The 14,410-nt window shown below is 30.9% G+C and carries 16 protein-coding genes; 9 read left to right on the forward strand and 7 right to left on the reverse strand.

Annotated elements, in window-relative coordinates; all coding sequences use genetic code 11:
* Window positions 1-6: 6 nt before the first annotated feature.
* The 4 genes from gldD to mutY are packed head-to-tail and all read right to left on the reverse strand — an operon-like array spanning window position 7 to window position 3,405.
* Window positions 7-567, reverse strand: a complete 561-nt coding sequence (gene gldD, locus QW060_RS13555) for a gliding motility lipoprotein GldD (RefSeq protein ID WP_290364014.1) — start codon at window positions 565-567, stop codon at window positions 7-9.
* Complete coding sequence (gene gldE, locus QW060_RS13560; RefSeq protein ID WP_290364015.1) at window positions 557-1,867, reverse strand: gliding motility-associated protein GldE; 1,311 nt, start codon at window positions 1,865-1,867, stop codon at window positions 557-559. The genes gldD and gldE overlap by 11 nt, the downstream gene beginning before the upstream one ends.
* Before the next feature lie 20 nt (window positions 1,868-1,887).
* A complete protein-coding gene (locus tag QW060_RS13565; protein ID WP_290364016.1) occupies window positions 1,888-2,328 on the reverse strand; it encodes a single-stranded DNA-binding protein in 441 nt (146 codons plus the stop codon).
* A gap of 39 nt (window positions 2,329-2,367) precedes the next feature.
* The gene (gene mutY, locus QW060_RS13570) at window positions 2,368-3,405 is read right to left on the reverse strand and encodes an A/G-specific adenine glycosylase (protein ID WP_290364017.1); all 1,038 of its coding nucleotides are present in this window, start codon (window positions 3,403-3,405) and stop codon (window positions 2,368-2,370) included.
* Between the two features lie 133 nt (window positions 3,406-3,538).
* Between mutY and QW060_RS13575 the strand changes: the two genes are divergently transcribed.
* Both QW060_RS13575 and QW060_RS13580 read left to right on the forward strand, forming a co-directional pair.
* The gene (locus QW060_RS13575; protein ID WP_290364018.1) at window positions 3,539-3,829 is read left to right on the forward strand and encodes an HU family DNA-binding protein; all 291 of its coding nucleotides are present in this window, start codon (window positions 3,539-3,541) and stop codon (window positions 3,827-3,829) included.
* Between the two features lie 280 nt (window positions 3,830-4,109).
* On the forward strand, window positions 4,110-5,654 hold the full coding sequence (locus QW060_RS13580; RefSeq protein ID WP_290364019.1) for a ribonuclease E/G: 1,545 nt from the start codon (window positions 4,110-4,112) through the stop codon (window positions 5,652-5,654).
* Window positions 5,655-5,690: 36 nt separating this feature from the next.
* On the opposite strand, the gene QW060_RS13585 is transcribed toward QW060_RS13580, so the two are convergent.
* Complete coding sequence (locus QW060_RS13585; protein WP_290364020.1) at window positions 5,691-6,380, reverse strand: hypothetical protein; 690 nt, start codon at window positions 6,378-6,380, stop codon at window positions 5,691-5,693.
* 276 nt (window positions 6,381-6,656) lie between these two features.
* Here QW060_RS13585 and QW060_RS13590 point away from each other — a divergent pair, with 276 nt between their 5' ends.
* The 3 genes from QW060_RS13590 (at window position 6,657) to QW060_RS13600 (ending at window position 8,637) form a co-directional block, all read left to right on the forward strand.
* Window positions 6,657-6,923: a hypothetical protein gene (locus QW060_RS13590; RefSeq protein ID WP_290364021.1), complete on the forward strand. Its 267-nt coding sequence runs from the start codon at window positions 6,657-6,659 to the stop codon at window positions 6,921-6,923.
* A gap of 206 nt (window positions 6,924-7,129) precedes the next feature.
* Window positions 7,130-7,747, forward strand: coding sequence for a hypothetical protein (locus QW060_RS13595; protein WP_290364022.1), 618 nt, complete (start codon window positions 7,130-7,132; stop codon window positions 7,745-7,747).
* Between the two features lie 65 nt (window positions 7,748-7,812).
* The gene (locus QW060_RS13600) at window positions 7,813-8,637 is read left to right on the forward strand and encodes a hypothetical protein (protein WP_290364023.1); all 825 of its coding nucleotides are present in this window, start codon (window positions 7,813-7,815) and stop codon (window positions 8,635-8,637) included.
* A gap of 33 nt (window positions 8,638-8,670) precedes the next feature.
* On the opposite strand, the gene QW060_RS13605 is transcribed toward QW060_RS13600, so the two are convergent.
* Window positions 8,671-8,874: a hypothetical protein gene (locus tag QW060_RS13605; protein ID WP_290364024.1), complete on the reverse strand. Its 204-nt coding sequence runs from the start codon at window positions 8,872-8,874 to the stop codon at window positions 8,671-8,673.
* Between the two features lie 155 nt (window positions 8,875-9,029).
* Between QW060_RS13605 and QW060_RS13610 the strand changes: the two genes are divergently transcribed.
* Together QW060_RS13610 and QW060_RS13615 are read left to right on the forward strand one after the other, a co-directional pair.
* Window positions 9,030-9,236 carry a hypothetical protein gene (locus tag QW060_RS13610; RefSeq protein WP_290364025.1) on the forward strand — a complete coding sequence of 69 codons (207 nt, stop codon included), beginning with the start codon at window positions 9,030-9,032 and terminating at the stop codon, window positions 9,234-9,236.
* Window positions 9,237-9,371: 135 nt separating this feature from the next.
* Entirely contained in the window at window positions 9,372-9,902 is a 531-nt protein-coding gene (locus QW060_RS13615) for a helix-turn-helix domain-containing protein (protein WP_290364026.1), read from the forward strand.
* A 274-nt stretch (window positions 9,903-10,176) separates the two neighbouring features.
* Here the strand turns inward: QW060_RS13615 and QW060_RS13620 are convergent, their stop codons facing one another.
* Entirely contained in the window at window positions 10,177-10,374 is a 198-nt protein-coding gene (locus tag QW060_RS13620) for a hypothetical protein (protein WP_290364027.1), read from the reverse strand.
* Between the two features lie 473 nt (window positions 10,375-10,847).
* Between QW060_RS13620 and QW060_RS13625 the strand changes: the two genes are divergently transcribed.
* Both QW060_RS13625 and QW060_RS13630 read left to right on the forward strand, forming a co-directional pair.
* Complete coding sequence (locus QW060_RS13625) at window positions 10,848-13,640, forward strand: S8 family serine peptidase (protein WP_290364028.1); 2,793 nt, start codon at window positions 10,848-10,850, stop codon at window positions 13,638-13,640.
* 2 nt (window positions 13,641-13,642) lie between these two features.
* The gene (locus tag QW060_RS13630) at window positions 13,643-14,395 is read left to right on the forward strand and encodes a T9SS type A sorting domain-containing protein (RefSeq protein ID WP_290364029.1); all 753 of its coding nucleotides are present in this window, start codon (window positions 13,643-13,645) and stop codon (window positions 14,393-14,395) included.
* Window positions 14,396-14,410: the final 15 nt, after the last annotated feature.

A 14,410-nucleotide genomic window follows, 5' to 3' on the forward strand; every position in this document is an offset into this window, starting at 1 on the left:
TGAAGTCTATTTCCAGTGTATAGATTCCATTAAATGTCTCATATCTGTTTCTATATAATGTGTCGCAGGGTATATAGAATCAAAATTTGGTTTTGCATAAAAATACAGAGAACCTACAACAAAATGGTTGATACTGTCTGTTGCATAAAACTGCACATTAGTAGCTGCATTCCCAATTATTTTATAAAACATACCATAAACCTTTGCTTCGCGATTGATGAAAATCTTTTCCTGAATATCATCAGCTTTTATATTATGATTATAGGTAAGTTTCTGAGCATCTCTCAACAGGGAATCAAGATTATTTTTAGTCACTTTCCGGTAATTCATATAAATACTTGCTTTCATCTGCGGATAGTCTAAACGAAAAGCCTGATGTCCTTCATCAATCATACGCGCTTCTTTATTCTTTTCGTACGAAAAAGAATAAGGAGAATCTTCTTTCTGATAAACAGCCGCAGGATAACTTAACCTTAAATAACCGTCTGGTTTAGGACTGGTTTCTTTACCGCAGGAAACAAGCAGAAAAACGCCTATAACAGCTGTGCTATATTTTTTAATGTTCATTATTTTCATGGTCGAAAGTTACTCTTATTTGATGAATTCTTCGATTATCTGCAGCTGTAATTTTAAAAGTCACTCCAGCAACCTCAATTTCATCATTTATTTCAGGATGACTTTCTGATTGTTCAAGATAAAAACCTGCCAATGTTTCAGCCTCTCTTCTGAATTCTTCTAAATCATCTTCACAGAACGGCAACACACGATAAAAGTCTTTCATTGAAATTTTACCATCAAAAAGATAATTATTTGGATCTATTTGAGTATAGTTTTCTTCCTCATCATCAAATTCATCTGTTATTTCACCAACAATTTCTTCTAAAATGTCCTCCAATGTAATAACTCCGGCAGTTTCTCCAAACTCATCAACCACAACAGCAAGATGATTTTTTTTAGTTTGAAAATCTTTTAACAAATCATCCAGTTTTTTATTTTCCGGAATAAAATAAGCTTCCCGGATCAATGGAAGCCAGTTAAACATTTTTTTTTCTATATGAGGAATCAAATCTTTAACAAATAAAACTCCCAGTACCTGATCTATATTTTCTTCATAAACAGGTATCCTTGAAAAACCTTTATCAATGATTTTCGGCAAAATTTCCTGAAACTGAGCCGTACTTTTTATAGCAAAAACATCTATTCTGGGCGTCATTACCTGTGACACTTCTGTTGCACCAAAAGAAACTATCCCTTCTAATATTTTTTGCTCCTCTTCTGTAGTTTCACTATAGTCTGTCATTTCCAATGCCTGAGAAAGCTGTTCTACAGAAAAAGTATCGTCCGCCTTATGCAGTTTAGCTGTTAGCCATACACTTAATTTTTTTAACGGATGTACAAAAGGAGTAAAAACAACATTCAGAAAAATAACGGTATTGATACTCGATTTTATAAAAAGGTTGGTATTTCTATAAGCATAAATCCGAGGAAGAACTTCTCCGAAAAATAAAATACAAAAAATAACAACAATAAAAAAAATAACTGTAGCAAAGAAATTCTCCAGATAATGATCCAGCCAGTAGAATTTTAATTGTAAAGCAGTAATGATAAAAACAATCTTAAATACTACCGAAGTAATATTCAATGTAGTCTGTAGTTTAACAGGTTTTGAAAGCAGTTTCTGATACTTTCCAGCTTGTTTTGGATATTTCTCCAACAATTCTTCTATCCGTTGTTTTGAAGAAGAAAAATAAGCTACTTCTGTAGCTGAAATAAGAGCAATAAGTGATAACACAAGTAATAAAATTATCACTAATAATAGATAAACTAAAGGATTTTCAAGAAATCTCTGGGCGGGCTCTGGATCCAAAATAAGTATAAATTAAAAAATTAAAAAGGTAAATTTTCATTGTCGAAATCCGAAATCTTTGGAACATCAAAATCAGAAAATTTCTCTTCATCTGTATGCTTTTTATTTTTCACATCCACTTCTTTTTTGGTGTTGAGAAAAATAAATTCTGTTGCCTGAATTTCGCTTGTGTGCTTTGTCAATCCTTCTTCAGTCTGCCAGTGGCGAGTGCGGATTTTTCCTTCGATATAAATTTTATCGCCTTTACTCAAATATTTTTCACATAATTCTGCTGCTTTATTTCTGACAACAATATTATGCCATTCTGTGGAAGTTATTTTTTCGTTGGTTGTTTTATTTATATATACTTCATTTGTTGCAATAGAAAAACGGGCAATACTGTTGCCTCCTTCAAAATAATGCATCTTTACTTCATCGCCTAAATGGCCGATAAGTGTTACTTTGTTTAATGTTCCTAACATATCAGTTCAGTGTTTCCTATCAAATATATAAAATGATTTCTATTTTTCATAATGCGAAGTTATGAAATTCCATATTACAATAGGAAAAGCATATTCTTTTAATTGCTCTTGTGTAATCCCTCTCTCAAAGACCGTATTAAGTTTTACTTTCCAGAATTTAATATACAATCGTTGATGGGATAGCTTATGAACAATCTCTCCTTTTGTAACATCTGTTATTTCAGAAAAAAGGGATGGAAATTTCTGAGACACCAGAAGAATTATCTCATCCATTGACAGATATTCTTCCGTTTCAATAAGAGGAAACTGATACAGATTTTGCCAAATTCCTTTTCCTATTCGCTGTTCAACTATTGTATTACCATTAAGATCTTCAAGAACCAGATAATTAAAAAAGCGATCTGTTACTTTAATTTTCTTTGTTTTTACTGGCAATTCGTTTACTGTTCCTGTACGGAAAGCATGGCAGGAATCAGACAAATTACAAATTGAGCAGTCCGGATTTTTAGGCACACACTGCAAAGCACCAAAATCCATTATCGCCTGATTAAACAATGAGGGAGATACATTTTGAACAAGATCGTTGGCCAGTTCCTGAAATATTTTTCGGGTTGCCGGTACAGAAATATCATCATATATACCAAAATACCGGGATAATACTCTAAAAACATTTCCATCAACAACCCCTACTTTTTCTTCAAAAGCAAAAGATGCAATGGCAGCTGCGGTATATTGCCCGATACCTTTTAGTTTAATAATCTCATCATAGCTCTGAGGAAAAATTTCTTTATGAGTCTGAGTTACAGTTTTAGCTGTCGCATGCAGATTGCGTGCCCGGGAATAATACCCCAATCCCTGCCACAGCTTCATCACTTCACTTTCCTCTGCTTTAGCCAGATCACCTATGGTAGGGAAACGCTCTGTGAACCGCTCATAATAAGGCATTCCCTGATTTACGCGGGTTTGCTGAAGAATGATTTCAGAGAGCCATATTCTATACGGATCTCTGGTTTCACGCCAGGGCAAATCACGTTTATTTTGCAAATACCAGTTAATTAATTTTTCTGAAAACATCATAAAATTGTTATGAGTGCACAAAAATAAAATATTATATAATTAAATTTTAATGTCTTAACATTGAATAATTGGAATATTAATTAATATATTTGCACTCTCGAAAAAACAGACAACGGATTAATTTATAAAAGAAATGACTAAAGCAGATATCGTAGCTAAAATTTCAGAAAAGTTAGGGCTTGAAAAAGGAGACGTACAAGCAACAGTTGAAACTTTCATGGAAGAAGTAAAAACTTCATTAGAAGGTGGAGACAATGTATATTTAAGAGGTTTCGGAAGTTTTATCATCAAAACAAGAGCTGAAAAAACAGGAAGAAACATTTCTAAAAATACTACCATTAAAATACCTGCTCACAACATTCCAGCATTTAAACCTGCTAAAGTGTTTGTAGAAGGTGTTAAAACGAACACAGAAGTAAAGTAAATTAAGTATTAACTCAAAACTACAAGATTATGCCAAGTGGTAAAAAAAGAAAAAGACATAAGGTAGCTACGCACAAGCGTAAAAAAAGAGCGAGAGCTAACCGTCATAAAAAGAAAAAGTAGTTTAACACTACTTTTTCTTTTTGAAAAAATGTTCTTTGAAAGAAAATCTTTCTTCCATATCTTTAAAGAAAGATTAATAGGTAACTAACCTGTAATTATTGTTTAATCCATCTATACAATTGTTTTTCAATAAACTTGTATGGATAAAAATATACCGTGTGAACAAAGAATTAATTATTAGATCTGGTTCAAATACAGTAGATTTTGCCTTATTGAAAGATGGAAAACTAATAGAATTTCACAGAGACAAAGACAATGATAAAGGCTTTCAGGTAGGAGATATTTTTATTGCAAAAATTCGCAAACCTGTATCCGGATTAAATGCAGCATTTGTAAATGTTGGATTTGACAAAGATGCTTTTTTACATTATCATGATTTAGGTCCTAACCTGCCTACTCTGATGAAATTCACAAAACTTGTAAGCGCAGGTAAATTAAAAGATTTCACTCTAAAAAATTTCACTTTTGAACCTGAAATCAATAAAGATGGAGCTATAACTGATGTTTTAAGCGCCAATCAATCGATTTTAGTACAGATTGTTAAAGAACCAATATCTACCAAAGGCCCCCGAATAAGCTCTGAGCTTTCGATTGCCGGAAGATATATTGTTTTGGTTCCTTTTTCTGACCGTGTTTCTATCTCTCAAAAGATAGAATCAAAAGAAGAAAAAGACCGACTCAAAAAACTGATGCAAACGATAAAACCAAAAGGATTCGGAGTGATTGTACGTACAGTAGCTGAAGGTAAAAACGTAGCAGAGCTTGAAAAAGATCTGGAACAATTGCTTGAAAAATGGAAAGCAATGTGCAAACGACTTACTACAGCAATGCATCCGTCTAAAGTTTTAGGAGAAGTAAACCGGGCATCTTCCATATTGAGAGATGTTTTCAATGACACTTTTACCGGAATTCACATAGACGATGAAGATCTGTATTATCAGACAAAGGACTATTTGCAAGAAATAGCTCCTTCAAAGGTTTCTATTGTAAAACATTACCAATCAAAAGAGTTGCCTCTTTTTGAGAAGTATCATATAGAACGTCAAATAAAAACTTCCTTCGGAAAAACCATATCAATGAGCAAAGGAGCTTATCTGATCATTGAACATACCGAAGCGTTGCATGTGATTGACGTAAACAGTGGAAATCGCTCAAACAAAGCTCAGTCTCAGGAAGACACAGCCCTGGAAGTAAATATGATTGCTGCTGCTGAAATTGCACGCCAACTTCGTTTGCGTGATATGGGAGGCATTATTGTAGTCGATTTTATAGACATGGGGAATGCTGAAAACAGAAAAGTATTATATGATTTTCTGAAAGAAGAGATGAGCGATGATAAAGCAAAACATAAAATCTTGCCCCCTAGCAAATTTGGTTTAATACAAATTACTAGACAAAGAGTTAGACCTGAAGTATCTATCAAAACCCGGGAAGAAGATCCGAACAATGAAAACGGAGAAATAGAAGCCCCGATTTTAGTTATTGATAAAATATCAGCTAGCCTTGAAAGAATTATCAAAGACCATAAAAAAGTGGTTTTGAATGCGCACCCGTTTGTGGCTGCATACCTTACAAAAGGATTTCCGTCTATACGTTCAAAATGGTTTCTTGAACATTATAAATGGATAAAAATTATACCTCGTGATGCTTACACGTATTTAGAATACCATTTTCTGGATCAAGAAGGAAATGTAATTGAATAACAAAAAACCGCTGATTAATAATCAGCGGTTTTTTTCTTATATATTCCATTCAAATTGCTGCCACTTGGTAACGATTGCACAACTCTTACCATTGCATTTATCGTGATATTTATACACTATACGGTAATAAAAATGTTTATCACCCGTAATTTTATTACAATCCATTATATAAGGGTTCCATGAACAATAAAAAGCATTCGATCCTGTTGGATCAGATGTCCAGTCTGCCGAATAATAATCGCATCGTTGTATATAATTCATATTAAATTTCACATCTGAATTTCCATAAGCATAAATCGGATATCTTTTTTTGATATGCCCATAACCGATATCAACCGGAAATACGCCATGTTCATTACTGAGTTCAATATAGGCTACCACATCGGCACACTTTGCCTGATCAGGAGTTAAGGACGGTAATTCTACCTGAAAAGTAATAATAGGTTCTACATAACCTGGAGGAACCGTAGGAGCACAATCTGGTCTGTTACTCGCTCCGGTAACAGGACCTCCATAATAAGCCGGAGGAATACCTGCCACTGAAGTATCATAACTCAACGCATAGTGGACATTAGCATACCAATTACAATCATTTATTTCATAATCTCCTTTAGCAACTTTATCATACCTGTTTGCTTGCACAGACGTATTTGCTACTTCTACATCTTCTGTGGTACAGGCTGTCATTAATAACATACCACAAATAATTGTAAACATTTTTTTCATAATAAGAGTTATTTAGTTATATATTAAATATAATATTTTACATTTATTTAACAAAATAAAATCATAAATAAACCTAAAATAAAAGATAATCACCAGCAAACCTATACTGATTTCATTTCTTATTTATTTATAAAAAACTATTTACTAATAAAGTTCGTATGTACTCTACATAACCTAAATAATATAATATAAATTTATTTTTTAAAAAAGTGACTTATGAGACTAAGAATGGTCTAATAAAATATTCTGACCCCCGAAACAACAATTTGTAATAAAATGGAAACACACAAAGCAACATTAAAAAACTATCTCAAAGAATTCAATAAGAAACATATTGAATCAAGGGATGGAAAAAACAAAAGTATCCGCGACCATGCATCTCATGAAAAACAAGAAATCCTATCTTGTGTGGAAAGTTATATAAAAGTACATCCGGATTTATTTACAAGACTGGAAGAATTCGAAGCAGAGGTAACAACAGAAAAAATCTTCCACCCTATATGGTTTTCAAAAGAAATTAATAAGTTTATTGAGGATCTGTAGATCAGCAGAAATGTGATATCTACTGTTTAATTAAGAATTAAAAGCGGCTGTTGAGCCGCTTTTTTGTATCACAAATCAGACTTAACAACTCAAAAAAAATTACTATAATTAAGTTAATTTTTTAAATAAAAAATCAGATATATGCATTTCAATTTTAATTTTAAATACATATATTTATAACTTAACTTAATTTAACATTTATTATCATGAAAAAAAACAAAACTTTTTTAACTTATTTAGGAGCTGCTTTACTATTCAGCAGCCTTTATTCATGTAGTTCTGAAGAAGGAATTGACACTTCAAATAGTAGCAACTCAACAGAAAATGTGCTGGCAAAATCAGCATATAATTATGAAGAAGAAACTAACAATTTTATAGAAAATTTTTATGATGGCAACTATGAGATAGTTAATGAAGAAACTATTATTTCAGAAGAGGCAAAATTCCACGTATCGTCTCTTATATCTAATGGAGTTGTTAGAGGATACATTATTAAAGATGACTCTCAAAATAAAGTTGTATTTGCTGATAAAAATGAAGATAGCAAAATACTAACATACTTTGACATGTCATTCCCTGAACATATGATGGAACTTGATTATAGTCATATTGATGAATCTGAAACTAACAGTGATAATACAGTTTACTCTAAACCAGGAAGTTTCTTAGGTTTTAATTTTAGAAAATTTTTCGGACATAGTAGAAGATCTGGAAGTAACACATATGAAATTGAACCTGGATCTTGCTATAGAAATTGTGTTGATACGTATGTTATATTAGGTTTAGAATTTCAAAATGGATCTTGGGGACCTTGTCCTTGTTAAAATAAACATTAAACTATATATAGGGATTGTTAAGAACAATCCCTATATATTTAAATACATATTTAATGAAAATATATATTCTATTTTTATTTTTGACTATACCCTGTTGGTCTCAGATATCACATCAGGTTTTAGATTCTAAGACAGAAAAACCTGTACCTTACGTTTCGGTTTATTTTAATGACTCATTAATAGGTTTAACCGACAATAGTGGTATAATCAAATTAAATGAAAATAAGTATCTGTATAGAAGAGATGGCTATAAGGATCAATTTTCACATTCAAAAAATATTCGACTTAATAAAATTGAAGAAGAAGTTTTAGATGAAATAGTGATTACAATCCCACAAAAAAAGACAATAAAAAAAATCGGAAATGAAGAAGCTTTTAATATCCTACTTAGAGGTGTAGAGTTTATTTCATTTATTGAGCCGCAAAAAAAAGAAATTGACAAAAGTATTTACAAAATATCTTATCCTATAAAAAAGCGAAATAAAGGTAGTACCCCTGAAGAATCAATTTTTAAAGTATCGATTTATGATGAAAAAAAAGTAAATATTTATAGCGAAATTGTTTATCCTGATTCAGATATATTAATGCTAGTTCTAAATAAAAAAATTGTTTTACCTAAAAATGGATTATTTATAGGTATTGAGTATCTTGGAAAACCTGTTGATTCCGATAACATGTATGATTATTTCTTTTCTTATGATTTATATTATAAAAATGCTACCTACTACAAAAGAAATTATTTAAATAAAGATCAATGGGAAATTTTAAAAGAAATAAACCATAATGAGTATTTTTCAGACATCTATAAATCAATGGTTGAACCTGTTTTTACTAAATTTAAAAATATAACACCATTATTTCAAATTGAATTATACTAATAGTTTTTAAATAAACTATTAACCTTCTACAATTTATATTTTACTCTGTCTTAAAACGGGGAAGTTTACCCAATAATTAAAACGGCTGTTTATTTTTTTTAACCCTATCCATACGCTGTAAATGATGTACACAACAACAACAACAACAACAACAACAACAACAACAACAACAACAACAACAACAACTACAACAACTACAACTACAACAACTACAGGTAACATCTGAAGCAGTAACAATCCCCGATTAAGCTGTTTTTTGATAAATGAATCAGGCTTTTTTTATTATAAAATAACCTGAATACATAAATCTTATTTTTTTTATGTAAAACTAAATCAGTAGTAGTGTTGTAAATTTACTCCATAGCAATAAAGCTATACTTAAATTTTTTATTATGGACAATAATGCAAAAAAGGAAGATTTCAAAATTAAAAATTGGGATGAATCGTCAAAGAAATTAAAAGAACAGTTTTCACAATTGACTGATGCTGATTTGAAGTTTGAAAATGGTAAGGAAGATGAATTATTACATCGTATTGAAAATAAGCTTAATAAAAAGCGTCCGGAAGTTATTGATTTAATCAATAAACATCAGAAGTAAAGGTAAAAACATCTTTCTTTAATGTAAGATTATTTTATGTATCTATTTTGTTAATAATAAAGCGTATCAATGATACGCTTTATTATTTTGTGTTTTGTATTCATTTATTCACTAACTTACTATAAAATATTTATAATGAAGGTTTTAATAAAAAATATGGTTAGCGTGAGATGCAAAATGATTGTGGAAGGTGCATTAGATATTTTAAATATTGAATATGAATCAATTGAATTAGGAATTATAAAAACTAAGAAAAATCTTTTACAAGATACTCTTGAGGTATTAAATAATTTACTCAAGACGTATGAATTAGAAATTATTTACGATAAAGAAGCTATTATTATAGAAAAAACAAAAATATTGATTACTCAAAGACTTAACACTGTTACGGATAGTAAAGAAGAGAGTCTTGGGAGCTATTTGTCAAAAGAACTAAACTATAATTATCAGTATATTGCAAAAATATTTTCTAAATCTCAAGGTATGACGTTACATAAATATTTTATTTTCAAAAAAATAGAAAAAATAAAACAACTACTGTTTACAAATGCGTTTACTATAAGTGAAATTTCGGAAAAAATGAATTTTTCTAATATTTCGCATCTATCTTTTCAATTCAAAAAAGAAACTGGACTAACACCTACAGCATACAGAATAAGTGTGTAATCTGTTTAAGTAATTATGAATTATTTGTTTTTAATCCATTTCCCTACAAGGTAAATTAGATATAAAAAACAGGCAACATCTGAAGCAGTAACAGTCCCCAATCAAACTGTTTTCGCTCCTTTTGCTTTTCGGTTGACTTCATCACCTCATTAATCCGTTCAAAAGACTTTATTACTACTTCTTTCTTTTCCTTGTAGCGATGTTTGATTCTTCTTTAAACATTTTTTCTAGTATTTTCTATAATACCCTTAACTGGTATTATTAATGATATAATTTAATCAGCATCTGTAAGATATTGTGATAATATTTTACGGGCCCTTATCTTTAAAGCTAATAATGCCGGCATCAATGAATCATATTCAGGATGAGTTTCCAAATAAGAAGCTGTTTTATCATCCCAATCACTAAGCAATGCACGACCAATTTCACGTTCTCTCCTAATTTGTTTATGAGATACTACAATAACTATCATGCAACCATCTTCATTAGTAGCTTTCCTATCTAATATTTTAAATTAGCTGCCATCCGCATTAATGTTTGGACACCAAAAATTGTCCGCATTTTATCCGCATTTAAGTGTTAAAAAGTTACTTTTTGTGGTAGTAAATGAGTTTTAAATATAAAAAAGGAAAAGTATAAAAACAAGAAAACCCTTGATATACAAGGGTTTTAAGGTGTGGTCCCACCTGGGCTCGAACCAGGGACCACCTGATTATGAGAAACTTAAAAAAACTAAATAACTCATTTAAAATCAATATATTAAAATTATTCATTATTTTTCATCCGCATTTAAATTGCATGAATCTAAAAAAATTTACTTTCAATTTAGTAAAATTAAGATTAACATTGATATGTAATCAATGCTATTTATAATCATATGACAAGTATTTATTTAATATATTTTAACTATTTTTGCCAAAAATATTAACCAAAAATAAATGCCATATGAGGAATTTTTTCACAATCCTTCTTATTTTTCTATTAACCATTGAAGTATCATCCCAAACGTTTAAAGAATTTTTATTTACTCCAAAAGATGAAAATAAGTTTGTCCCAACAGCGGTTGAGAATAATGGAAAATATTTAAAACTTACTTTTACAGATAGTTCAATTCAACAATTGTTTCAAAACCAAAGAATACTAGATTATAGGAAAGCTTTTCCAAATTTGAAATCCTATTTAAACACTGTTTATCTTGTTAAGATAGAGAGTTCTTCCCTTGAATTATCACACCTTCTTGCTAATGAATTTATTACGTATGGAGAAGAAATTGAAGATGCTCCTTTAGCTATAGAATATCCAAATGATTTTATGTTACCAGATGGCTCACCTAATGATTATTTAGAACATATTAGAGCACCGCTGGCGTGGTCTATTACTAAAGGGGATCCAAATGTTCTGATTGGGATTGCTGATTCATGGTTTGACTACAATCATGAAGAATTGGCAGAAAAGATCGCAGGAATTTACGGAGGACCTTTTGCTAGTTATGGCGATTATACTCATGGAATTTCAGTTGCAAGTTTAGCTGTTGGACATACTAATAATGGAAAAGGGTTAGCTAGTATGGGATATAATACAAAAATGGTTGGTTATATTGGAGCTAACTTCACAGCTATATATGAACTATCACAAATACCAGGTGTAAAAGTAATTAATGCTAGCTGGGGAGATTTAAATTATAGAAATTATGAAGAAGATTTAATTAATGAAGTTAGAGACGATTTAGACATTGTAATTGTCGCAGCATCACATAATGGAGGAACACTATATTCTCAAACCGCTTATCGTTACCCCGCATCCTACGACGCTGTGATATCAGTAACCGGCGTTGGTAGTAAATATGATCGTGGAACCACAAATTCTCAAGGCGTAATGACTAATTGGAAAGATGTTGCACTATATAATATTAACGACCCTCTAAGTACAATGACTATAAATGACAAAGTTAATGTTTCGGCACCAGCTTTTGATCTTTTCAAAGCTGAAAACCCAAATGGAGCTCAAGGTTCAGTTAACGCATATACAATGATGGGAGCTGGAACATCTGGAGCTGCTCCTATCGTTTCCGGATTGGCAGCATTAATAAGATCAATTAATCCAAATCTTACAGCTGTTCAGGTAAAGCAAATCATTGAAGAAACCACTGATGATATTTATTATATTCCTGAAAACACCCCATATATTGGAAAATTAGGAACGGGAAGAATCAACGCATACAGAGCGGTTATGCGGGCGCATTGTATGCTAAATCCTTCGGATAATTTAGATTTAATGATTCGAGATAACAAAGAGGATCATGGTGAAGAACCTAATAATTCAACTGAAGAATATTGGAACAGTAATGATATCTGGATCCGTAATGAAGATGATAGTATCGAGCAACATCAAAATCCAGAGTACCATTCTTCAAAACCTAATTATGTCTATGTAAGGGTATTTAATAGGAGTTGTGTTGTTTCATCTGGAACAGAAAAAGTAAAACTCTACTGGTCTAAAGCCTCTACATCTTTGAATTGGGACACGCATTGGAACGGGCAAAATAATTTCCCAAACAATGGTCCCTTATTAGGAGCTCCAATAGGAGAAATTACTATTCCGGTCTTGCAACCTGGACAGGATGCTGTTGTTAAATTACCTTGGCTAGTTCCAAACCCAAGTACTTATCAATCTATTAATGATGAGCCATGGCATTTTTGTTTGTTAGCAAGAATTGATTCTCCAGATGATCCAATGACTGTTGCTGAAGGTGAATTCCTAACTGATAATGTAAAAAATAATAATAATCTTGCATGGAAAAATCTTACTATCGTAGATTTAAATCCAAACAATATAGGTAAACCTATTGGAGGAGTAATTGCAGTAGGAAATCCTCTTCAGACACTAAAAAAGTTTGATTTGAAATTTACTACAGATAAATCAGATATTGGAAATAGTTTGTTCAAGGAGGCAGAAGTTACTGTGATTTTAGACGAAATAGTTTTAAAAGCATGGGCTAAAGGAGGATATAAAAGCTCAGGCATCAAAGTAAATGGTAATAGATTAGTTATTACAGATAATAATGCAGAAATTAAAGATCTTGAATTTGAGTCTAAAGAGATTGGAACAGTTGATGTTAAATTTCATTTTCTTACGAAAGAAATTACTGCAAAAGAAAAATTCCTAATGAATGTTACTCAGAAAATTTCAGAATCAGGTAAAACTTTTGGAGGAGAATCTTATGAGATACGTAAATATCCTCGCGAAGTATTTTATGCCAATGCTGGAAATTCAATTTTGACAGATAAAAACGAACCTGTTCTTTTATCAGCTACTAATATTGGAGAACCTGCAATATATAATTGGTATGATTCTGAAGGAAATCTATTATCTCAAGGAATTGATTTCAACACTTCTGTAACTTTGGCAACTAAGTATAAATTGGAAGTTATATCTTTAGAAGACGGTTATAAAGATTATGATGAAATAGAAATTAAATTGAAGCCAAATAATATATCCAATATTTTCCCAAATCCGGCTGTAAATCAACTAACAGTAGAATACAAAATTAATAAAGCAAATTCAGCCTATATTTCAGTTGTTGGCACTTATGGTAGCAATACATCAAATAATTATATTTTGAACGTTGAACAAGATTCGATACAAATAGATTTATCAACTTACCCATCCGGAGTTTATTCTATTGTATTGATTTCAGATGGAGAAGTAACAGATTCAAAAACCTTAATAAAAGAATAATTATGAAAAAACAGATTTACATCATAACGATACTATTTTTATTATTAAACACCTTTTTTGTGAGCGCACAAACCCAAGAAGAAGAATTAAAAAACAATCAATGGTATGTGCATAAAGTCACTTTGAATAATACTGATTACATCGCTCCTGATAATGAAGAAAGACAAAATTTTCATAATGAATCTTTTGGTTTTATTGATTTATATAATCAATTTTATGGGTATTACTGTTATACATTTGGTTTAGAAAATATTACATTTTTAGAAGACAATGGTTTTCAAGCTACTCATTGGATGAGCTTCCCATTATTTGAATGCCAAAATAATGATAATGTAAATTTTAGTTCTAAATACACCGATGTATTGCTTTATCAACCAAGTGATTTAATATTTCAGTACGAAATAACTCCTGTCGATAGTAATACTAAAGAATTAATATTAACTAATGAAAACGGAGATAAAGCATATTTTTACACTTCATATTTATCAAATCCTATTTTTGATTTAGAAGGTGTAAATATATACCCCAATCCAGTGAGTGATATATTGCAGATAACGCTGCCGGATACCGCTAAAGAACGATATGACTTTAAAATTTATGACATAAATGGAAAACTCATAAAAGTTTTCAAAGATAAAACTGGTAAACAAATTACATTAGACATACAGGATCTTAATTTAGGAGTTTATTGGTTAGAAATAAATACTCATGATAGCAATCAACGCGGACTAGTTACTAAAATAATTAAGAAGTAATAGATCAAAATAAAA

It is taken from the genome of Paenimyroides ceti (genome assembly GCF_030409925.1).